Genomic DNA, 22440 nt, shown 5'->3' with positions numbered 1-22440 from the left:
TTGGGTGTTTTTTATTATAACTGTACGTACATACAGCATTCAGCCACGGAGGGCGAGCGTGTCGAAATCACCGTTTCTACAATCGGTCCGCACAGAAATTAGGACAAAGCAGTACAGCTACCGAACCGAGAAGTCCTATCTTTACTGGGTTCGTCAGTTCATCCTTTTCAATGACAAGAAGCACCCAAAAGTCATGGGTAATCACGAAATTGAGCGTTTCCTGAATCACCTCGCCGTCAATCGGGGAGTCAGTCCGGGCACTCAAAATCAGGCGCTATGCGCGATTATTTTTGTCTACAAGCATGTGCTGAAGCGGGAGATTGAAAACCTACAGTACAAGATGACGAAAACGCCTCGACGCATGCCAACCGTTCTGAGTCCCGATGAAGTTGCTTCTATTCTTCAAAACATGGATGCAGAGTATTGGCTCATCACTGCGCTTCTTTATGGATGCGGTTTGAGAATCAACGAAGCTCTTTCGCTTCGCGTGAAAGACATCGACCTAAAAAGCCGCAGTTTGCTCGTATTCAACGGTAAGGGACGAAAAGATCGATACACACTGATTCCAGGCAATCTAAGAGAAAACATGGAGCGACAATTCGCCCATGTCAGGGCTGTACATGAGTCCGATCTGGCCGATGGATTCGGGCTTACGTCAGTGCCGGCCTCACTTCACAAGAAGTATGGACCGGCCATGAAGGACTTTGGTTGGCAGTACCTGTTCCCATCCGTAACAAGATGCGTTCATCCCATCGCTGGTTATGTGTGCCGCCACCATCTTCATCATTCATCGTACTCGCGGCGATTGAGGCAGGCCGTTCTGGCCACGGGAATCACCAAGCGTGTGACGGCTCATACCTTTCGGCATGCCTTTGCGACAGAGTTATTGAGATCGGGGAGCGATATCAGGACGGTTCAGGAAATTCTTGGGCATAGCGACATTCGAACGACAGAAATCTACACGCATGTCATTGGCGATCGACGTGCTGGAACCGTCAGCCCTTTTGATCGTTTGCCAAGTTCTTGATGGGGCATTGCTTACCCGTTTAAGGGGCGTAAAGCCTGGAATTGGGGGTGCGGCGAATGTTCGCTTTTGTTTACAAAGTGGAAGAAAAAGGTTCCGGCCAAAAGCCATATAACACTACTCACCCGATTTCCCCCTAAAAACTGTAACGTTTTTACTGTCCAAGATTGCCGAGAGTCGGCGGTTTTCGAGCTCAAGAGTCGCGTTTTTTGAAGCAAGTTCGTTGCGCTGCTCGGTCAAATCTACGATTTTTTCCCGTAACTGACGATTCTTGAAACGCTCTTCCTTGAGTTTCTCGTGCTTCTCGTCACGCTGTCTCTGGATCGCCTTGTTGGAATTGCCCCGGATGCGCTCCAGCATGTCTGGGTAGTCTTTGTGGATCAAGGCACGACTGACTCCGGCCTCTTCGGCAACAGCGGCCACCGAGACTTTCCTGCCCTTCTCAACGACCTTGGGCTGGCCTTTTTCCAATCGAACAATGGCCAGCCGAATACGCTTGTGAGTGTCTGATTCAGATGGCTTCGACATCGATCACTTGCTCCTTGAGGCGATTAATGTCTACACCGAGATCGGTCAACACCCTCTCGCAGCGTTCCATGGTGCGCTCGACCGTCTTTGATCCCGAGTCGTCCAGGTCATCGATCTGCCGAAGCTCAATCTGTTGTAAGTACAGCCCTTCCCAGAACGGCTTGTGGGTATCGTCAATACAGCCGTGCTCACAGCCTTCGCATTGGCCACCCGCACAGTCCACGCCGGTATCATTGGTACACCAGGCAATGCCAGTGGACCGCAGGTAAACCAGTTCGCTGATGGCCTCAATCATCTCTTTTCGATCTTTGTAGGTACGCACTTCTTCCGAGCGGTTTCGCATTTGGCGAATATGACCGGCCATGCCACCTGAAAGCGGCGTATCAGGCTCCAACCAGTGACCGACAATGGCCTGGCGCTTGCCGTCAAAGGCAGCGTAGATTTCGTCGTAGAGCTCCAGATCCTGCGTCTCGTTCATTGCATACAGGATGGTCATATCGAGGCTCCAGTGCTTGAAGTGATCCCTTAAATACCGCAGATCGCCCAGTTTGTGATGGACGACATAGTTGGCAAAGGTGCGACGAAATTGGTGAGACGCAAGCTTCCAGTCCGTCCCGAGGTTCTTTGCAAACATCCTGAGTCTTTTGTTCAACGTTGGGCCGCTAAGCACAGTGATACAATTTCTCTTGCCCCCACCGTTCGTTAGCCCGATGCAGCCAGAGCACTGCCGAAGTCGGGTCACCTCCTTCAAGTCTCCGGACGCTTCTGCGGCTCTCAGAGCCTGCTCAAGCTCCGTCTGCAAGGGCTCTGAAAGCCTCTCCACGACCTTTACAGCCCGAATCGCAATCTCTGGACAAAGCCATGAGGTTTCGCCCGCGTAAGTTTTGTCCGAGCGTGAGCCGAGGAAGTAGAACCGTTCGCCATCTCGAACTTCACTGTGCCACTGATCCCGCCGGATGTTGCCGAGCTCATGGGCTCGAATGCCAGTCGTCGCCAGAATGATGACAAAGCATCCATCACGCAGGTCGAGGAGTGTGCTGTTCAATGCGCCGAGCCCTGAATCCCAACCGCGGCTTTTCAGGTAGCGAGACATTTCACTGGCTTGTGTCGTTCGCTTTTCAGAACAAGGTTTGAAGTCAGCCAACGCATCCCGATGTGCCAGCAAGGTGTCAGCTTGACCGAGCAGGGATTCGGCGTGCTGGAACAGGTGCCTAAGAATGTTATCTGGAATGATCTTAGTCTTGGCTTTGGTTGATTGTTTGTGCCCGGCCAGGGAGACGGCCGAGCTTTCTGGCCAGGGGTGACCAAACGCGCTTGGGGTATCCCGAAGGAGTTGCCAGCATCGCTCAACAGCAAAGAACTTATGCGCCTTCGTCTGACTGGCAAGTGGATTGAAGGGTCTTTTTGCAGAAGTAAGGCGGTGGACGAATTCCACATAGCGGGCGGCTACCAGAGGCGTCACCTTCTCCTGAGTGCTAATCCCCTGCTCGTGTAACCAGTTCAACCAACACACCAAATCGCCGAACAACACTTTAATAGTGCCATTGCTCAGCTCGCGCTCTCGCCAGATTGACCGTGCCAGGATAATTTTGGCCTCGAATCGCAGCTGCTCCCCGGTGATCCGAGCAAAGTTCAATTTTCGATCAGCGTCATTCCGGTTTGCCGTGCTCTTCGATTTCGGCAACCACCACTCCGGATCTTCGTATCGTGAGAGTACGTACAGCAACCCGTCGGCCCGATCTGTGGTGATGATACCGTGCAGTCCCTCACCGCTGGGTAACGCCTTCAACAGCCACTCGCGGTTGGCCAGCACCTCTGCGCCGGAGGTCTCGATCATATCGCCATCCTCGCCATGCTGAGGTCTCGCCAGAAGGGGTGAGGTTGGTTTTTGGCCTTTTCCCGTTGCTCCGCCACCAGGTTCGCGTCAAAGCGAGGGGCGATCTCCTCATCGATCAAACGGATGACTTGCTTTAGGTATTTCGTCCAGCGCTTGCCCCCAAAGGTGTCGTAGTTGCGCAGGGCGGCCCAGTAGAAGCTGAACAGTCGATACAGGTCATCGCCGGTCACCACAAAGCTCTTGCACCGGAAACAGCCCAGATAGTCCTGACAGGGCTCGCCGTTTTTCGGGGATCGGTGCCCTCGGCGGACATCCTGGCATGACGCAACGGGCGTCCGATCACTGGCGATGATATTCGGCTTGCTAAGAAGCTCTTGAACACGCGCCTCGCCTAAAAAACGCATATTGGTTTCCGCTTCTGGTGGTGCTTCCCAGTAGTGGGCATTGCCGGTCTGAACGGTGTGTCGTCCCGTTCTGGCCGTGATCAACGGATCTTGGCCGGACATCTCCCACACGCGATTCAGGAGCGTCTGACGCAACCGAGTGACGTTCAACATGAGCGGCTTCCCATCGTCCGTTTGAAGCTGGTGTTGGTCGACAAGTAGCTTGATGATGTAGTGCAAATGGCTGGCAGTGAGTCGACATGGTTTGCCCGCGTGCTTGCCCCGCACTGGCTCGTAGACCAGCAGTCGCCCCCGATCACCCAGCTGGGCGCGTATAGAGGCATTCCTCGTAACGATCAGATCAATGGCATCAGCGGCATATAGGTGGACACTGGCCATTTCCGATACTTCCTCAGACTTTCTCAGGGCAACCACGTGCGTGGCGTTGCCGCGACGTTTAAAGCTCACAAGCAGCCGCAGGTTGGATTTGAGCGGGTGAGGCTGCACGCAGTCCGTGGTGAGTTCCAGGATGGGTGCCGGATTCATTCCAGTGGACAGGGCGATGGACACCACGCAAACGGTCAAATCGTAGCTGTTCAGCGGCTCAGAGTGTGCCACAATCCGCTCCATCTCTGTGCGCAGCGCTTTGATCAAAAACCGCTTTTCATTTTTGCTGAGCGCCTTCTGGCCCTTACGTCGTTTGTTGGAATTCGGAAACGGATTGGCAGGCCAAACCGTTTTCATATCTACTTCCGGCCAGAACCCGAACCGATGAGATGCCACAAGCAAAGATTTGGTTTTGGTAAAGTGACCCTTTTGCGAGCCGTATTCGATGGGCTCGTTTCTCAGGTGCTGAATAAATCGCTTGATCGTTTCGGCGTTGAGATCCGCCATGGTCAGGCGTTCACCACTAGCGGCGTGGAGCAACGACAGGAAGGGCGCAAAAAAACGAAAGCCAACGTTCCAATAACCCACAATTGTGGTCAAGCTGAGAGACTTTCCGTTGGTATTGGCGCTCTCTGTGATCAACTTTTCGAGGGTGCACTGACAAGCGGCAGTGATGTCGTCAAAGCCCTGACCGTAAAATGGCCCGAAGTCCGCGTTTCTCGTGTTTGTTGTGTTTTCGGGAAAGGCAACGACCGCGTTCTCTGGCTTTGAGAGCGGCGATGGTTCGATGGTTTCGGTCTTCGCGTTGTTCGCCGTCTCGTCAACCGCCTTAACCCCAATATCATCACCGTCTAGCGTGAAATCTTTTTTCATGCGCAGGCCGCCTCCTTCGCGGTTTCCTCAATTTCTTCCTGATAACTGGTGCGCAGGTCGTCTTCAATGTCGTCGAGGAAATGCAGGTATTTTTCGGTCGTTGTAATGCTGCTGTGGCCGAGGCGATCTCGGACATAGATCAAGGGATTGAAAGTCGTGCTCTTTCGGGACAACAACGATTTCAGGGTGTGCGTCGCGTAGGTATGACGCAGGATGTGGGGATGGCAGGCGAACGACAGCTTCAATCGGTTCAGTTGATTGTTGAGCGAGGTTGGAATGCTCCAGGACTTGCCCTTGGCGGTCACAAAGAGGGTTTTGGGGTCTGTGCCGTGCTTTCGGATCGTTTCATGACGTTCGTGAATCACGTAGTCCCAGAGATCCGCCATCAATGATATCGGCACATGGATCGTCCGTGGCTTGTCTCCCTTGGTGCTCATCTCTTGGGGTTTAAGCTCAACAACTACATGACTTCGAGCCGAGATCGATTGGGGGGCTGACACATAAGTAACTGGAAACGTCAGAAGCTCTTCTTTACGCAACCCCGTCAGCAAGGCCAGGCGAACGATCAATCGAAGCGTTTTGTTGTTGATACTTTTGAGCAGCTCTTCCACTTGTTCTTTGTTGAGGACTTTGATCCTGGTTGGCGTGGTTTTCAGCAGCACATCCGGCTTTACGGCATACCCCCCGGACGTGTCTGTGTGTGCGAGGAAACCCTTTGTCTGTTTGACTCTCACCGTTTCAAGGTCATACGGCAACGTGCTTACCCAACCTTGTTTGAGGGCAAACTGATAAAACTTGATGACCAGGTGAAGTCGTCGGTTTACCGTGGAGGCGTTAAGGTTAAATCGATCAAAGGAAACGTCGCGATACAGGGCTAACAGGGTTTCGTGATTTCGGTGATCAAGCTCTCTCCAATCAAACCCATTGGCTTCAATGAACTCGAAATAATCACACAGATCCCTTCCAAACGTTTCCCAACTACGTCGGCTTTGCACACTTCCACGTTTTAAGCAGTGATGAACGAGAAATTCCATTCCTTCGACAAACACATCATGATTGGATTTGAGAAGAATCGGGAAGCCTTCATAGGAATGGCCCCTGATTTCAAACTCTGGTGTAGCAAGAAGAAACTCCACCCTCGGACCTCCAATACTGTATTTTTATTCAGTATAAAGGAGTGGTTTAAGACTGCAACAGGATAGTTACATTAGCTGTGGTACAAAACATGAGGATTCCGTAATGCCCTCCTCGCTCACAGGCGTCATGAATATTCATAACGGCCAGCTCAAGGGCTTCAACGAACTCAGGCAAATTCATGCGGCTCATATCCCATTTGTTGGGCTCGCCCCACTGCTTACCTGAATACTGGATCATGTCCCAGTAAGGAGGGTGCCACCAGATCAGGTGTGCAGGCTCTCCGAGGAACGAAAGGAAGTCATCCCGCAACAGGTTGAACCCCTGATGCAAGTCTGTCCCTTTGAAACGGACACCAAGTTCATTGGCAACGTCGATGCTAGAGCCACCCCCAACACTTGGGTCTGCCACCAGCCCGTTCGGCTTTCTCATGTAAGACTCAATGAAGTCTTTAACGATAAAGCCCGAGCAGTTGCCTCGGTACTTGTTGTTTCCGTAAGGCCCCCTGTTTTCGTAGGAGCATACTGATGATTTGAACATGGCGTCCTCCATCATAGATGGGGCGCACCATGCTCCCATCAGGGGCCGGTTCGCCCCTGGTTAGGGATTAAGATCAAGCGTTATCTGCATACCACCAGCTAAGGCGATTGCAATCACGAAAGAAGGTTGCTTCATCAGGAGCCTTCATCATGACCACATCACCTTCGCAGTAGGTGCATAGCTCAAGCGTTGCTTCATTTTTCCAAAAGGCACTGCACCCCGATTCTTGATACACAACCTCCCATTTGGGATGTCGCAAGTACCGATGGAAGAAATCGAGAGTGTCACCATAAGGGAAGTTGAAGCGCTCCATCACTGAACCATTTTCTGTCAGTTCAGGTTTAACCTTGCCGGTTTTCAAGCGCTTCTTGATGATGCGCTGAACCCAACGAAGTCGTGCAAACAGCCGATTGGTGTCTTTCTCGTACCACTGGGGATTACGCTTGCTCCAGTAGAGCTTGGCGAAGATTTCCCCGGACAAATCCTTCATCTGGTTTTCGTTGAGCTCATCAAGAAAACGTCGAGAAGGTTTGTCGTAGTCAAGAACTGCTTCCAAAGCTGATAGGTTTTTCATAGGGACTCCTTATTGCGATTGCGGAGCCCCGTCCCCTCAGGGCTATCGGAGCCCCATAGGGTTAATTAGGGTTAATGGTTGAACGGCGATTTATCGAGGGTTGGTGAATCGAATGGCTTTACCAACGAAATCGGCCATCAGTCGATTCCCAGTAGAGCTGAAATAGCTCTGCCACTCTTTCCAACCACCAACGGATTCCACCGAGCTTGGAGACTCGAAGATACCCCAGATACGCATTTCACAACCTCGTTGCAACACTCGGTTTACCTGGTCAACCAAGTATTCCTTGTTCTGCAATGAAGAGAGGTTGCAAGGCATCTGCATGATCAGCTTTTCAGCTTGCTCGAAGTCGATTTTTTCAATCAACCCCGTGCGGGTATCCACAGAGAATGGAACCACCTGTTGACCGTGGTTAGACCACAACCAATGGGTGATATAGATCGGATTAACGCCAACTTCCGCTGGCACCAATACGCTGCCGCAAGACCGCAACAGCCAGACCAGACGTAAACCATCGAATCGATCCAGAGACTCCACATCGGTAGTGATGTCATCCTGGTAGATTTCAGGCAGCTTATGTTCGGCGGCGAGAGAGATCATTACGGATTTGAGATTGTTCAGATGAGACATGTGTGCTCCTTAAAGTAACTTGGGCACACAGAGCCTGTCAGGCGCAGTGCGCCCTTAGGCTGAGGTTGAATGCTGTTTGTTTTTGGCGACCAGCTATCGCACGTTTCGCCCTCAGAGAGGACAAAATTCACTTTCTCAGCAACCCTCAATGAAGGCCTCTGAGAAAGTGGGAGGGTATTCCCTCCTCACTTTGATTGTTCCACGAGAGCTGTGTGAACAGGAACGCTCAAACTGCCCTTTTCGGGTGCAAAGCTCAAAGACGCATCAACTGCCCCGTCTTTTCAGTTCTTCGACCAGATGTTCAGGCACCTTACTCGCAGTACAGGCCAGCAATACATCGAGGCCTACCGGCTTGTGAAAGCGCTTATTTGACCAGGAATCGCCAACTGATGACTTTGCCCAGTCGATTGCTTGCCCAAGACTGTGGAACTGCCGCCTGCCTGTGTATCCCATACGACTATCCAAAGTAACACCCTGGAACAGTCTCCAGTACATCGGAGGAATGCGCTTAGCAAGCAGTAAAAAAGGCGTCTCCGGCACTGTAGCCCTTCTACCTTTGTTCCGATGATACAAATCCAAAGATGAATGGAATTGGTTCATAGACTCTCCAAATAAAAACGGCCACCCCCGAAGGGATAGCCGTTTGTCGTTTCACTTCCTGTTAAGCTGCAAAAGCAGTCAATGACCGCTCCATCAACTTAAACAGTGTGCGTTGCAGAGCTGCCGCATCATCAATGACAATGTTCTTTTGGAACAGTCCTGACACTGCGGTAGTCTCTACCCCTATGCCGATCACCTCAACATCGCTTCGTTCACAGAGGTCAATCACTGAGCGACATGCCGGGGCGCTTTGAGGCTGCCCGTCAGTCACTACGATCAACATTTTTCGCTCTTCACGGGTCTTGGTGAGTTCAAAAGCTGCATACCACATAGCTTCCGCCATAGGCGTACCGCCAGTTGCTTTGAACCCAAACCGACCGGCCCGATTCTGAACCGTATCTCCATGCTTCACGACACTGAACACTGGCTGGTTCCGGTTGCCACCAAAAAAGGTGACTGCCGGGTTTACGCCGGGTATTGCTTCCAGAGCCATCGAAATAGCCAAGGACGCTTCCCGCGCAATGTCTTGACGCTCCTTTCCATTGGCGGCCTTGTAGGCCATCGAGGAGCTCATATCAACCAGGATGTGAACCGCCGTATTAGGGCGTTTCTTGGCTTCCGGCTTGAGGAATACGCGGGTATCACCCGTCACTACACGATGTAGTTTCCGAGCATCCACACGCTTCCCTGATCGTTGGTTACGGTGAGCAACTCGCTGGCTGGCCTGGACCAATCCGTAGAGCTGCGTTCTTATCTTTGAAGTGGTGCTCTTCACATCCCCTACCAGGCTTTTGCCAACAGCAGGGTTGTCCTGGGTGTTCACAGCAGAGCGAACAGTCATATAGCTACTGTCCCCCTTATCTTGAGCCACCCGGTTGAGCTCGGCTTTAAGTGCATCATGCGCGTCACCACGCAAATCACCGGCACCGGCATTCAGAACCTGCTGGAGCATTTTGGCCGCGTCTTGTTTCGCCGCGTCAGAATTGCCACCAGCCTGGCTTTGTCCTGCCTTGCTGCCACCATCAGTATCCGACTTGCCTTGGTCGCCCTGTCCTTTCGGATCAGATTTCCCGTTAGCATCGTCTTGCTTCTGGTCTTTACCTTGCTGATCACCACCATTGGCATCAGGCCCTTGGTTTTGATCGTTACCACTTCCGCCCTGACTGTTCTGAGGTTGGTTGCCACCAGCATTCTGCTGGTTGTTACCATCCTGACCATTCAGGGGCTTTTGCTCTTCTTTCTCCTTTTCCTCCTCGATCATCTTGATGATTTGGTCGGCCAAGGATGTCACCTCTGCGGTTGACTTAGTGTTCACAGCCTTACGCAGTAAAGCGTTCAGCCGAACAACAACACCCTGAGGGAACACGCGCTCGAATACGGGGGTAGCCGAATCGAGATAGGGTTGAAGGACGGATTGCCCTACAGCCTTGGTTTGCAACCAGTACAAACAAAACCCTGTCAGAATGGAGGCAGGGGCCTCTTTGTCTGTGACGTGCTCGTAATGACCAGCTTGAGCCATATAGCGAGCAACCTCATTCAGGGTCTGCGACGTACCGGGGAAGAGTTCCATCATGGCCCGTTCTATGCGGCAGTCCTCCAAAACGTTGGACAACTCAGCATGAAGACCTCTGCGGCGCTCAACACCAAAGTCCGTAAACCGGACATGGGCTGCTTCATGGGCCAAATACCCCCAGACAGCATCCATGTGAGGATAGTCGTCGGGGATATTCGGAACCACGATGGTCTTACCATCGGTGTATGCGTCATCGTTACCGATGGCGACTTTGACACCGAGTTTTTCACCATAGGCTGCGGCCACGATTGGTAGAGCGCTGTAAATGGTGCGTTTTTTGGACATATCTTTTCTCCTGGTAGGGAAGGAGATAGTCCACCCCTGGAGGGAATGGCTATCCCCTCCGGGTCGGTTTAGTTGAAGTGACTATTAGAAGAAATAGTCGCCATCGTCGTCAGTTTTAGGCAGCTCCTGGTTGAGAGGCTCCTCTGTCGGCTCCTCTTGGACAGGCTCTTGCTCTACCGGAGTTTCCTCAGGCAAAACCGGCTCATCCTCAACATCAACGCGCTCTTCTCGAACCACATCACCGGCATTGGATTCATCTTCCGATTCACCCTCGCCTCGTTCTGCAAAACTCTTGAAGAAGTTGTCGATGTCTTCATCCAGGTCAACAGCGTTACCACCGCTGTTAGTCTGTTCTGATTGAACAGATTCAGTACCACCTACCTGTTGCTGCTTGGTTTCGCCACCCTCTGTTGCAGGGATAAGCTCACCGGCTTTATCGCTTTTCTGTTCGGCCTTTTCATCTTTAGAACGGTCCCCCATCTGGGCTCCCGAACCGCCAATGTCATTAGCCATGCCCTCTACAGTAATCGAGCCATTGGCATACTGCTCGATGCGGTCCCTCTCGCTCATGATCAGCACTGCGGCCACGACCTGATAAAAGAAAGGCGCAACGATGTTTCGGCCATCGGCATGTTGCTCGTATCCCCGGAGGGTTTGGTCGAGCAGCTTGACCAGAGGGTTAAAAGCGCTGTTCAGGAAGCTAAGCCCATCCACCTTGTCGCGGATGTTACGGAGTGTCTGCCGAGTAGTGACCGCACATTGGTCTCGACCGGCCAAACGTTCCATATAGAACTTATTCGCTTCCTGAACCACTTCGGAGATGAGATCGTCACCCAAGCGCTCAACCTTGCGGTTAAGGCGTTTGGCGTTGGCCTCATCTTCGTTCACAGGCTGGATCATGAACACCTGGTACTCAAAGCCAATCCGCTCCTCGACCGTTTCCTTTGGAAGGGCTCCGGCACGGATAGCTCGTTCATACTCAGGGTTCTCCTGACACCATTCATCCACGGCTTTGTTGTAACCTTTGATGAAATCCTGTTTCAGTTGGTTAAACTGAAAGTTTATGTCATTCAGCTTGTTACAGATTTCATCGGTCTTGCTGACGGGTACGGCAAATCCGTTCATGAACGGCATACCGAATTTCAGCAGGAGGCGACGAGTTTCTGTTTTCAGGCGATGAAAGCCTTTCAGCTTAGCCGGATCACAGATCTTCTTACTTCCCAGTTGAGCTACTTTCTCAGGTGGAATTTCACCACCCTCGCCCAGCTTGAGATCAGATGCAGACAAACGGGTTTGTCCACTCCAGATGTCAAAGTCTACGTGGATAACACAGAGGCTTTGTAGATGGTTCACTTTAGTCATGATGCACTCCAAAAAGTTGGGGGCGCACCACGTCCCGAACCGGGCGGATGCGCCCGGTTGGGCTAGTAAATTAACGTTAATTTGCTGTTTGTTTTTGGCGACCAGCTATCGCACTTTTCGCTCTCCGAAGAGAACAAAATCTTGCTTTCCGTTGGAGACTCCCAGAATCCCCAAGGGAAAGCGGGGGAAAATCCCCCACTCACCAGTAGAACGTCTCTACTTCTTCCGGCAAATCATCAAGAGGAGCAAGCACGTCCTCATCAACAATGTACCGTGGCTTCACAGAGCCAGTAACCGTTACACGGCACCGCTCTGATGACTTCTCTCTGTACTGGTCAACATCCTCAGGCTTCACGCCTGACGCCTTATCAGCCAACAGCTTTTTGTAGTCTACCCGGCCAGCCGCTTTGTATCTCGTTACCATCACACCGCAGTAGTCGGCATGGAAGTATTCCCCCATGAGGGACTTCATGGTGTCGAGATGAGGCTTTTGCCTTTCTTGAAGCTCAGACAGTCGCTGTTTCAGCTCCTGAATCTCAGCATCATAGAGGCGGTATTCCTCAGCAGCAGCAATCCAACGGTTGACCTCTTCACCTTGCGGTATGTACAGGTCTCTCTCTGGATCTTTGTCGGGCTCCTTCTTGTCTACTACCTGTTGCCAGAACTTTTTAGCCTCGGCCAAGATTTCTTGAATCATGGCTTCGTCTCGGAGTATTGGAAACTCCTGAATCTGACCTTCAAAGTAGAAGACTAACCAGCCTTGCTTGGCCCCCGTTACCAGGAGCTGGTGTTGCACCTGCGGGTAATAAAGCTGGTATGCCTTGCTGTTTGCTTTCTCAGCACAAACATCTTCCCAGACAGTCGCACTCGGGCTTTTCAGCTCGACGGGCTCCCCGTTATCTCTCAGGCCATCCAGGGAGGCCCTCATGAGCGGGTATTGAACCGATTCGACACAGGCGGGGAGCAGCATGTCATCATACTTCTCCTCGAAAGCGCGTCTTGCAGCATCTTCGTTTTCTATCCCCCGGCGAACCAGCGGATTAAGACTCAGATCGACTTCACGCGCATACCCAGTCTTCTCGGCCCACAGTCTCCATCGTGTTTTGTACGGAGACCGATTGAGCAGGATAGCGGCGTCAGTGGCTGTTACACCTTGACGCCGCCAATCAAGCCAATCTTCCTCTCGTTGCGATAGGTTGACTATTTTCATGGACCTCTCTCCAATGGTTAGGAGGGAGATCTCCCCCAGCGGGGGAGTCCCCCCCGTTGGGGTTAGTAGTAACTGCCTTCCGCGCCCTCCTCTTCTGTAACAGGGATCATGTCCTCGTCACTCAAAGGCGGCATTTCTTCGGCACCAGGTTCAGCATTTGCAGAACCACCAGCGGCGGACTCTTGCTCGTGCGCTTCCTGGTAGTCAGGTTTCGGAGGCTCCATTTGATCCATCTCCTTGTCACGAAGGAATTGAGTCGCATATTGCAGTTCCGAACCTTCATACCGTCCCTTCACATACTCATGCGCCGCAGACCATGCGTTTTCAGCAATGGCGCGATTTGCGAGTTTGGTTAGGATCGGGTCAAGCTCTTTGTGCTCAATAGCCAAAGGCTCTTGGCTTTGAACTTGAGATGGTGAAGGGAGATTGGCAATAGCCGGGTTAATGGCCGATGCCTGCTCCATTTCACGGATGCGTTCAGCTTCATCCTGGTCATAAATACCAGAGAAACCAAATGCGACACGAGAACACTGGATCAGCGACTTGTGCCGGAGTTGACGCTTGGTGTGCGTTTGCCAGGGGCCATCAACAGTGTAAGCACCATTGCGACCTTGACCCTGAAACGGTTCACGGTACACCTCATCAATGAACTCCTTGATGCGGATAGGGCGAGATCTGTCCTTACGGTAAATCACGCATTCAATCCACTCAGGGCAGTCAACTTTCGCCCCCTGCATTCTGACCATCTTGTCCGAATACACGAACTCGACGCCATCATACTGGGGATGCTCGTTGATGATGCGGCTCCAACCATCAACACCTACTACCGGAATGATCCCATTTTGCTTGTCAGGAAACGCATAGATTTCCCGAGTGAAAGGGTTCAAACCGTACTGTTCAGCCACGATCAGGAGCGTCATCATCTGCTCATCGGTCGGGGCACTTCCATCTCGCTGCTTGAATGCGGTCGCCTTCAAAGTTTCATAGAACTTTCGGGTGTCCACGCCAAACCGGCTTGCGATACGGGTTACAAGAGATTTGTTATCAGACATGGTGTTTCTCCAATTCACGAATGAACGGTTTGAGGACACCATGACCCCCTCGGGGCATGAGTGCCCCCGTGGGGTTTAGTAAGAGTTGGCGGTGTTACCCGCCAGCCAAGTGGTGCAGCCGCATGAACGGGATGTCATCATCCCAGCCATCAGGAGCGGGACCATAGCCTCCGCCCATACCACCTTGCGGTGCTGATTGCTGCACAGGAGCAGATTGCGTACCGGCTCCTGTACGTTGCCCTTTTTGGGGCGCTGCACGTTGAGAGTTGTCCTGAGGTGCATTTCCACGACCACCAAGCATCTGCATTTCAACGCAGTGTACTTCGGTGGTGTAGCGCTCGATTTGTTGGCTGTCAGTCCACTTCCGGGTGCGGTTGCTCCCTTCGAGATAGACTTGGGAGCCCTTTTTCAGGTACTCACCAGCGACTTCTGCCAAACGACCTTTAAGCACAATACGGTGCCACTCAGTATGCTCTCTTTGCTCGCCAGACTGCTTATCGCGCCACGTATCCGTTGTTGCAACGTTGAAGTTGGCAACGGCAGTTCCGCTTGGCATGTAGCGAATTTCCGGGTCAGAACCGAGATTACCGACCAGAATTACTTTGTTGACGCCTTTAGACATCATGACCTCCAAGTTATTTGGAGAGGGCCAACGCCCCTTTCGGGGAGCAAGCCCCCGTAAGGGTTAAAAAAAGTGATCCTCTTGTTCGGCGTCGATCTCTGCCAGGCGAATCAGCTCAGATACAAGGCCAAGCCTTTCTGCATCTGCTCTTACTTCGTCGTAGCTGAAACCAAACCGTTCAATGAGGGGTTTTAGTGAATCAAAACGCTCGTAGTCGAAGGTATCACCCTGTTCATCACAGAATGCCACCAGCGGCTTCTCTACGTTTGAAAAGTCATCCGCGAAACGCTGTTGCAGGTAAACCAACATCAGCAGGGGTTTGTGACCATGTTCCGGGCGGAGTTCACCAGCGCCTTCCAGCGTAGCTGGATGGATAGTGTTTTCGCCTAGTCCAGTGCTAACCCCAAGCTCATAACCGCTGTCAGTACGCATCAGCACACTGGGTAGCAAGTCATTTGAGCCTTCGCTCCGAGCAACCTCAAAGCCGATTAAACCGGCTCCTTTGGCAAAAACCCCAGCAACAAAACCTTTGAAGAGGTTTATGTCACCTGGAGGTAACTCAGAGGGCGGAGATAACAGCCAGTTGAGAGATCCCAAGCTGGCTGTTTGTCCGGCTGAAACATTCCCCCCTTCCAGCACCGTCTGTGTCTCTGCGTTTACCAGCACCTCATCCAGAAAGGTGTACCCCTGGCTGAGAAACTGTGACACATACTGGCTTTCTTTGTCCTTGTAGGACATTGGGATCGTGTCTGGGCCGTTAGCTTCAAAAGGTCCTTCGAGCTTTGTCTCAGACCAATTTTCAGCTTTCCCATCAGTGACGGTTCGGCGTAGCTCGACCATCGTGAATTGGCCTGGCTCCGAGGAGCTGGGCTCCCGGAGCAACTTGTAGCCAATGAAGACTTCTATTGTGGTTTCGTCATTGCCCCACTCTTTAGCAGTGTAACGACGGCACAAACAGTCATTTTTCTTCATGCGTCACCCCTTAGCGCCATTGGTCCCCGAACACATCCTTCGCAACACGCAGGATGGCTTCACGCTCCTCTTTGGCCGCACGGATAAGCAGAGCTTGATCCAGGGCGTATTCAAGAGCATTTGGGGCACCACGGAACGCTAGAGACAGTTTCGCCCAACGCACCAACGTCCGAGTGGACATGGTGACGCTGATCTGACCATCTTCACCGTTTTCGCCAAGAAACAGTTTGCGGACCTGATTAGCAATCCGAACCATTCCCTTCCGCACATTTTCCGGAAGTTTCGGAGTAACACGGCCAAGAATGCTGAGTTCAGCTTCCTCATCCGCATACCCTACTTTGGTGAAACGATAGCGATCCATAGCTGCGAGGTTCTGCATCATCACCCCCTGGTACAAACCAGAAGCATCACCGGACCCCGTAGAGTTACCAGTAACGACCACACGAAACATCGGGTGCGGCTTGATGATTTCCCCGCCATTCTGAGCGATCACAAGGGGACGCCCTTCAAGGACATCGTTGAGACCAGCCAGCTCGGCAGGGTCGGCCAAATCCACCTCGTTGATGAGGAGCAGATGACCTTCACGCATAGCGACTGCCAGAGGTCCATACATGAACTTCATGACAGGTGGTTGACCAGGCTTTTCCGCGACCAGAGCGTGATGTCCAATCAGATCTGTCAGCTCCATCCGCCCGTGGGCAGTGATTTGCTGAACAGGCCAGTTGAGACGACCAGCGATCTCGGTGATACCTGAGGTTTTGCCAGACCCGGTAGGGCCGGTTACGAACAATGCGTCACCGCCAGGCTCTTTGAGATAGGCCAAGACCTCTCGCAGAAACTCTTTGCGGAAAACGTAGTTGGTATCAGTGGCAGGGATGAAAGGGTTTGAACCGTCAGCGTAGCCGATGGCCGTTACCTTCTCCGGAATGCTGGGCATACCGAAAACCTTGCTTACTGAGAATTGAGAGTATTGAGACATAGGTGCGCTCCTATTGTGACAGGCGCACCACGTCCCGAACCGGGCGGATGCGCCCGGTTGGGCTAGTAAATTAACGTTAATTTGCTGTTTGTTTTTGGCGACCAGCTATCGCACTTTTCGCTCTCCGAAGAGAACAAAATCTGCTTACTGATGGTATTCACCATGAGTAAGAAGACTTTTAAGGAGCGAGGAGAGTAGCCTCTCCTGGAGGCCACTCCCTCAATGGACGAACATCACCACATCGTCGTTTTGACCAATGACCCCGGTTTCTTTGGCCCACTTCACTGCTTCACTGTGCGCCTGGTAGGAGCTGGAATACAGTTTCGGATCAAATTTCACCTCGCGTCCATCAGCCAGATAGATGATGCCTGCGTGATCGTCGTAAACATGAAGATTCTGTTGCATTCGACATTCCCCCTGTAGCTTGTCGTCAAAGCCAACTGACACCAGAAGACTTTGAGGACAAGCCACAGAGGCTTGACCAGAAAGAGAGGGGTTGCCCCCTCCCTTTGCGTTGACTATCAGCAGTAACCGAACGATTCAGCGATTCTCACGAAAGGACGAGAGATTGCCCAACCAGTAGGGATACACAAAGCGATGATAGCGATTTCCATGATGTTGCTCCTAAGCAAAAAGGGGCAACATCCCCGTCGGGGTATGGTTGCCCCGATGGGTTTGAAAGTGTCGAAGATTACTCAGCGACAGTTATTACCAAACAAGTTCCTTGCCCTTACGAAGGTAAGTCGGGATTTCGAGATAATCCCAGTCAGGTTCTTGTTTAGCGACTTCTTGAACTTGAGTTACCTCAGGTTCAACGACTGCTTTGGCTTGTTCAGCCTTGGCAGCACGTTCTTTGATGACGGCCTGTACAGACCGCATTGCAGGAACTGCGAATTTGTTCCAAAGGAACAAACCGATACGCTGGAACACTTTAGCGAGAACGATGAAGGAAAAAGCAAATGCCTTCGCGCCTACGTACAGTGCGCCCAGAGATGCAAGCAGAACTACAATGAAAGTGATGATGTGCATGGTGTTGCTCCTATGTAAAAAAACAGGGGCAACACCCGAAAACCGGGAGAAGCCCCCGGCTTGGGGTTAAGTAATGCCATACGGCATAAGACTAGATGCTGTTTGTTTTCGGAGACCAGCTATCTCACCTATAGCCGCAGAGCGACTAAGATGATTCAAATATAGCTCACCTTTGCTAAACAGAAAACGCTGTAACTGTCCATTTTGGGCACTTCGAGAGGTCAGGTTACAGATTGACCGCATTTATCCTTTCCAGTGCGTTTATCTGTACCTCAAATTTAGGAGTATCTCTAATGGCAGAAGCACAAGTAGCACTGGACACAAACAACGACCGCAGCAACCACTACTCTCGCCCTGTTTTCAAGCAAGTTCTGAAAGTAAATAGCCTCCAAGCTCAGCGCGTCATGGAACGCAGCTTTGAGCGAGTTTCCAACTCCCTGTTCTCCATCGACGTGATCCTTCGCATCATCGGTGAGCAGGACGAAATCGACCAGGTTGAAACCGTCATCCTGGAACACATTTCCAAGGTCTCCGAAGACCTGGACAAAGCTACCGCCCAGCTCAACAAGCTGATGGAAGACAACGGCATCGACATGATGCCCGGCTACACCAACCCGAATGAATACACCATCGAGATCAACTCTCCTCAGGTTGCTCAGTTTGCACACCTGATCCGCAAACTGGATACCCTGATGGGGATCGTTGACACTCTCTGGCTGAACACCGTACTGACCAGCAAGCAGCGCACCGACGCCACTTACCAATGGCAGCAACGCCTCATCAAGCTGGCCGGTCGAATCATCGGCATCGAGAAACGGGCTCGCATTTCCGCCCACAGCAAAGGCAAAGAAGGTGAAGTGGCCGAAGCCGCTCCGGAATCTGCAACCGGCGACAAGGAAATCGCAGACGAAGCCGAGAAAACAAAAGCAGCATAACCCAGCCCAAACCTTTGCCCCTCGCCCGAGGGGCTTTTTTTTGTCTTTTATGGTTGCATTTTTTGATGCTGTGATATTATCGAAGTAAATCAGATTCAACTCAGGTAAGAACGGAGAACAACATGAAAAAGGCTTTAATCACCACCGTGGCTCTGGCTGTAGCAGCTCTATCTGGCTGTGCATCCACCAGCAGTTACGAACCCACAGCGTACAAAACCAATCACAGTCGCGCTTACAACATCGCGGAGGCCGGTGGCCTGGTAACAGGCATCCAAGACGCTTCTGTTCCGCGTGACAAGCTGGAGCGTCTGACCGACACCAAAACGTTTGGGGCAGCCTACGTGCTGTCTGGCTACATGTCCCCTCAGCTCGGAATGACCGACTGGCAAGGTGGCTTGGTCAACCTTGCGAACTGGGCTATCGGCCCCAAACAGCATGGCGCTCGCAATAGCTTGATCGCTTGGATGCCTGCTAACGAAGCAGTTTCACCGGCAGACGCTCAGGCCAAATTTCTTTCACATGTGAAAGTTTCCATTGAGTCAGCGCTGACTGATTTGGGTGCCAATTTCACGCTTCTGTATGACAAAGATGGTCGCCTAACCTATCAGTTCTACAAGAATGAATGGGGTTGCCCGACGTGGGTGAACGGACAAAGTAAGGTAGCTGACATGTGTTCCGTTAAGGTGAAAATCGTGGAGCCTCGCCTAGGGTCAGCTCCTAATTTTGTCTCTGGCGTTCAAGGTACAGCGTATGCCTTCACATCAGGCCATGAGACCGCATACAACTTTGTGAATGTCGGTAATGGGGCAGCAAGCCATGCTCCTCAGCAAGCGATCTACGCAGCTATTAGCAAACAGCTACCAGCTTGGGCCTACCTCTACCTTGCTCCAAAATCGGTTGAGCTGGATAATGGCGAAAAAGTTGCTTTCCCTTACCTTCTTGATCAGGGAAAAGCAGAGTTATTTGTTTACCCAGAAGCGTAATCAATCTACATGAGAAAGGGGCCGAAAGGCCCCTTTTTTTATCCACCACCACCAGTTGGCGCGCCTGTTTGAGGGTCTATGCTGTTTGTCGCCTCTTTTCGCTTCGCGTCAATATCAATCCCTTCCAACCGCTCCAACGCCCTTTCCTGAGCATTCTTCCGCGTCCCGTCAATATTGAAGTCATTCCCTGCTCCAGTCAGCGAGTCGAGATTTATTGAGGCCGGATCAGGGAATTTACCGTTCTGCTGTAATATCCCAAGCCACTCATCCAAATTAATTTTGCTCCAATCAATTTCGGCAATTTTATCTAGTGGAATCCCTTCACACTGAGGATTTTTGGGGTCTCCAAAGTTCTGCCCCAATTGAGGGCGAACCTGTTCTTGTATAATACGAGAGAGCGGAGAATTGAAGCAGCAATACGCTTCTCTTTTTTCAATACAAGCGCCCAACACCTTAGATTTACAATAAGAGCCTACATAGGTGCAATTCTTGAGCGCTCTTTTGGCGTTCATAGTGAACTCTTCTTCCTCGCACTTATAAATCATCTGGATCATCACCATCGCAACGACATAGACGGTATATATCGTCATGGCAGTGCTAAGCCATGTTGTCGCAGTCTCCATCATTGCTTCGGCAGCTTGTTCAGATGCTGCGGCAGCCGCCTGCTCTGTTGCTGCATCTTGGCCTGCTGATTTCATGACATCCATCATCACTTCTTTGACTTGCTCTTTGAGCTGGTCAATGAGTTGATCAACAAACTGCTCTACAGGCTGGAAGAACGAATCAACAGCACCTGAAACGTTCTCTATATAACTTGTGAACGGTTTTGTGACTTCTGTCCACCCTTGAAGGGCAGGTTCCCTAAGTACCTGATAAGCACCTTTAAGCGCATTACCATCAGTCAGCCCCATCACTGCGCCATCGAGCTTTGGAACGGCCATTATTAGGTTCAGATAATCGGCAAGAGATATATTGGTTGGCTTTTCACAGCAATCAGAAACTCCCCCAACAGCTATCTTGCATTCGCCAGCTTCCCCTGCAAAAGCAGAGCAAATAACGTTTTCATCCCCGGTAGGATTGTCATCCCCATCTTGGCCTGTGCAGCTCATATCCTGCGTCATGAATTGGGCTGCATTGAGCAACGCAGTAGCGCGAGCAAAATCAGTGCTTTGTGTTTTGGTCAAATCAAGGCAGTCATCTCCCATGCAGCGTATAGGCCCACCGCACTGGTACTCAGTTTCCTTTTCCAAGGTCGGAACAGAAACATCTGTACCACAGTCATAAGTATCCTCGTGGACGTAGCACGTACCAGAACTTCCCTGAGCACCATCAACACATTTGGAACTGATGAAGCCGCACTGAGGGTTTTCTTCATATTTCTGACAGCTATCGAGATTCCCGCCCGTGTTTACCGGACAGTGCGTTTCACCTTGAGGGTCTGTCCAGCAGTCCATTTGCCCCTTATAAAAGTCATAGTCAGCTTTAACTCGAACCTTTTTGCATAGTTTTGGAATACCAGGCAAAGGTGACGGCTTGAGTTGAGATTCGCAAACTTTGATCCCATTGATGACTGTGCAGCCCGTAGCATCAGTCGGGTCATCTATACATGTGATCTCGCCTTCCGCAAAACCATCTACAACCCCTTTGGCTGAATCCATGCAGCTCTGTGGAGCCCACTCATCCTTGGTAATGGCTTTTGATGGGTCATAGCGTAGCTTTATGCGGCCAAAACCCTCACCTGCGCCAGTTACTGAAACGCGGATCTTAAACGTAACAACATCACCATCTTTCACATTCTTGAAATAGGGAGTGACATCAATATTAGGGTTTCGCTCCCAACTTGTTGACAATTCACATCGGCCAGCCGTTTCTGGAGGGAAATTGCCGTCAGGGCCGGACCATACTTTAGTTTCCTGACCTGATTTACCAACCCAAACTTGCATGTAGTCATCCCACTTGGCGTACTCAAGAGTTGCAGACACTATGGCGTCTGGATTACTGACTTGGACCCGCGTGTATTCCTCATAAATCGAACAGTTGCCACTCCAGTAGTCGTTACCAACTCGGCCAATCCACAACTCAGTACAGCCTTCTCCACAAGATTTGAGGTTATATGGACCATCATAGTGCTTCACCACAGAGGCATCGTAGTCATGGACAACCTCACAGTCCGCGCTTTGATCTACAACACGCTGACACCGTTCATACTCTGGAATGTGGGCGTTGATAGTATTCTGATTGATGGTTGTTTCGGCAGAACAATCCCCAAAGCCACCTGCGATGAGGTCCATATCCTCATAGGTCTTTTTGCTTAGATTTAGTACAGGGTCATTACTGAAATCAGGGCGTGATCGATTAGAGGCATCGAGAAGAACCTTGTATGCCGCACCAGAGATTGATGGATTAGCACTATTGGCATCACTCCACAGCGACCCTTTTGCATTATTCCCCACGCTGTCCATGTCATCGCCAGAGTCGTAAATGCCTTGCAGACCGCCCACATCAGGTTTATTGGCATCAGGGAAGTAATAACTATCAGGTTTATTGTTGGTCCCGCTCGTTCCGGGGAATAGATCATTGACATTAATCTGACTCCCCCCGTTCATTTGGAATTGACCGTCTTTCAACGTCGGCATAGAGATTGTGCCATCTTGCACAGTCCCCGAGCTCGACTTGAATGAGTTTGAGAGGTTTTGTCCGAAAGCCTGGGCCTCTTTACCCACCGCTGTGATGTCCTGGTCTTGGCTACCGTTAGCGTAGGAATGTATCGGCAGCGCAGACATGGTTACTGTCAACAGCGAGGCCACAGCTTTCATAAAGTAATTATGACTTCGCATTGTGTTCTCCATTTCAACCTTCCCATGCTATCTGAGAAGACAAGGGCCACCTGTACGTGTAGTGGCCCTTTTGGGGCATAATCTAAAATGC

21 protein-coding genes are annotated in these 22440 nt (G+C 51.4%); 3 read left to right on the top strand and 18 right to left on the bottom strand.

Annotated features, from left to right (window positions below; translation table 11 throughout):
* Positions 1-58: 58 nt before the first annotated feature.
* Complete coding sequence (locus R8O11_RS15675) at positions 59-1027, top strand: integron integrase (protein WP_008169685.1); 969 nt, start codon at positions 59-61, stop codon at positions 1025-1027.
* A 114-nt stretch (positions 1028-1141) separates the two neighbouring features.
* On the opposite strand, the gene R8O11_RS15670 is transcribed toward R8O11_RS15675, so the two are convergent.
* From R8O11_RS15670 to R8O11_RS15590, 17 genes are all read right to left on the bottom strand, one after another.
* On the bottom strand, positions 1142-1552 hold the full coding sequence (locus R8O11_RS15670; RefSeq protein ID WP_169630805.1) for a TetR family transcriptional regulator: 411 nt from the start codon (positions 1550-1552) through the stop codon (positions 1142-1144).
* Positions 1536-3389: a hypothetical protein gene (locus tag R8O11_RS15665; protein ID WP_172692931.1), complete on the bottom strand. Its 1854-nt coding sequence runs from the start codon at positions 3387-3389 to the stop codon at positions 1536-1538. The genes R8O11_RS15670 and R8O11_RS15665 overlap by 17 nt, the downstream gene beginning before the upstream one ends.
* Positions 3386-5032: a hypothetical protein gene (locus R8O11_RS15660; RefSeq protein WP_172692930.1), complete on the bottom strand. Its 1647-nt coding sequence runs from the start codon at positions 5030-5032 to the stop codon at positions 3386-3388. Before R8O11_RS15660 ends, R8O11_RS15665 begins: the two co-directional genes overlap by 4 nt.
* Positions 5029-6168 (bottom strand): tyrosine-type recombinase/integrase, encoded by a 1140-nt coding sequence (locus tag R8O11_RS15655; RefSeq protein WP_172692929.1) that lies wholly within the window; start codon positions 6166-6168, stop codon positions 5029-5031. Before R8O11_RS15655 ends, R8O11_RS15660 begins: the two co-directional genes overlap by 4 nt.
* Positions 6169-6214: 46 nt before the next feature.
* A complete protein-coding gene (locus R8O11_RS15650; protein WP_276427839.1) occupies positions 6215-6706 on the bottom strand; it encodes a hypothetical protein in 492 nt (163 codons plus the stop codon).
* 73 nt (positions 6707-6779) lie between these two features.
* Positions 6780-7280 (bottom strand): hypothetical protein, encoded by a 501-nt coding sequence (locus tag R8O11_RS15645; RefSeq protein ID WP_000793769.1) that lies wholly within the window; start codon positions 7278-7280, stop codon positions 6780-6782.
* Between the two features lie 90 nt (positions 7281-7370).
* Positions 7371-7910, bottom strand: a complete 540-nt coding sequence (locus tag R8O11_RS15640; RefSeq protein ID WP_000018872.1) for a hypothetical protein — start codon at positions 7908-7910, stop codon at positions 7371-7373.
* A gap of 264 nt (positions 7911-8174) precedes the next feature.
* The gene (locus tag R8O11_RS15635; RefSeq protein ID WP_001071288.1) at positions 8175-8510 is read right to left on the bottom strand and encodes a hypothetical protein; all 336 of its coding nucleotides are present in this window, start codon (positions 8508-8510) and stop codon (positions 8175-8177) included.
* A gap of 61 nt (positions 8511-8571) precedes the next feature.
* Positions 8572-10368 (bottom strand): VWA domain-containing protein, encoded by a 1797-nt coding sequence (locus R8O11_RS15630; protein WP_000039318.1) that lies wholly within the window; start codon positions 10366-10368, stop codon positions 8572-8574.
* Positions 10369-10452: 84 nt separating this feature from the next.
* A complete protein-coding gene (locus R8O11_RS15625) occupies positions 10453-11730 on the bottom strand; it encodes a DUF3150 domain-containing protein (protein WP_000170086.1) in 1278 nt (425 codons plus the stop codon).
* A gap of 199 nt (positions 11731-11929) precedes the next feature.
* Positions 11930-12940 carry a YqaJ viral recombinase family protein gene (locus tag R8O11_RS15620; protein WP_000706865.1) on the bottom strand — a complete coding sequence of 337 codons (1011 nt, stop codon included), beginning with the start codon at positions 12938-12940 and terminating at the stop codon, positions 11930-11932.
* A 62-nt stretch (positions 12941-13002) separates the two neighbouring features.
* Positions 13003-13992 carry a phage recombination protein Bet gene (gene bet, locus R8O11_RS15615; RefSeq protein WP_001282585.1) on the bottom strand — a complete coding sequence of 330 codons (990 nt, stop codon included), beginning with the start codon at positions 13990-13992 and terminating at the stop codon, positions 13003-13005.
* A gap of 94 nt (positions 13993-14086) precedes the next feature.
* The gene (ssb, locus tag R8O11_RS15610; protein WP_000987165.1) at positions 14087-14617 is read right to left on the bottom strand and encodes a single-stranded DNA-binding protein; all 531 of its coding nucleotides are present in this window, start codon (positions 14615-14617) and stop codon (positions 14087-14089) included.
* Between the two features lie 60 nt (positions 14618-14677).
* Entirely contained in the window at positions 14678-15586 is a 909-nt protein-coding gene (locus tag R8O11_RS15605) for a hypothetical protein (RefSeq protein ID WP_000739139.1), read from the bottom strand.
* Between the two features lie 10 nt (positions 15587-15596).
* Entirely contained in the window at positions 15597-16565 is a 969-nt protein-coding gene (locus R8O11_RS15600; RefSeq protein WP_000085162.1) for an AAA family ATPase, read from the bottom strand.
* Between the two features lie 219 nt (positions 16566-16784).
* A complete protein-coding gene (locus R8O11_RS15595; protein ID WP_001186917.1) occupies positions 16785-16970 on the bottom strand; it encodes a hypothetical protein in 186 nt (61 codons plus the stop codon).
* Positions 16971-17273: 303 nt separating this feature from the next.
* Positions 17274-17594, bottom strand: coding sequence for a hypothetical protein (locus R8O11_RS15590; protein WP_000547566.1), 321 nt, complete (start codon positions 17592-17594; stop codon positions 17274-17276).
* Positions 17595-17887: 293 nt separating this feature from the next.
* Between R8O11_RS15590 and R8O11_RS15585 the strand changes: the two genes are divergently transcribed.
* Complete coding sequence (locus R8O11_RS15585) at positions 17888-18529, top strand: hypothetical protein (protein WP_000796664.1); 642 nt, start codon at positions 17888-17890, stop codon at positions 18527-18529.
* Positions 18530-18651: 122 nt separating this feature from the next.
* Positions 18652-19512: a hypothetical protein gene (locus R8O11_RS15580; protein WP_000709517.1), complete on the top strand. Its 861-nt coding sequence runs from the start codon at positions 18652-18654 to the stop codon at positions 19510-19512.
* A gap of 38 nt (positions 19513-19550) precedes the next feature.
* Here R8O11_RS15580 and traN read toward each other — a convergent pair whose 3' ends face one another.
* The gene (traN, locus tag R8O11_RS15575) at positions 19551-22349 is read right to left on the bottom strand and encodes a conjugal transfer mating pair stabilization protein TraN (protein ID WP_001256487.1); all 2799 of its coding nucleotides are present in this window, start codon (positions 22347-22349) and stop codon (positions 19551-19553) included.
* Between the last annotated feature and the right edge of the window lie 91 nt (positions 22350-22440).

The sequence above is a fragment of the Vibrio sp. 1288 genome (genome assembly GCF_033344475.1).
The sequence above is the reverse complement of the archived record's forward strand: the minus strand, read 5'-3'. Positions and strand labels throughout refer to the sequence as shown.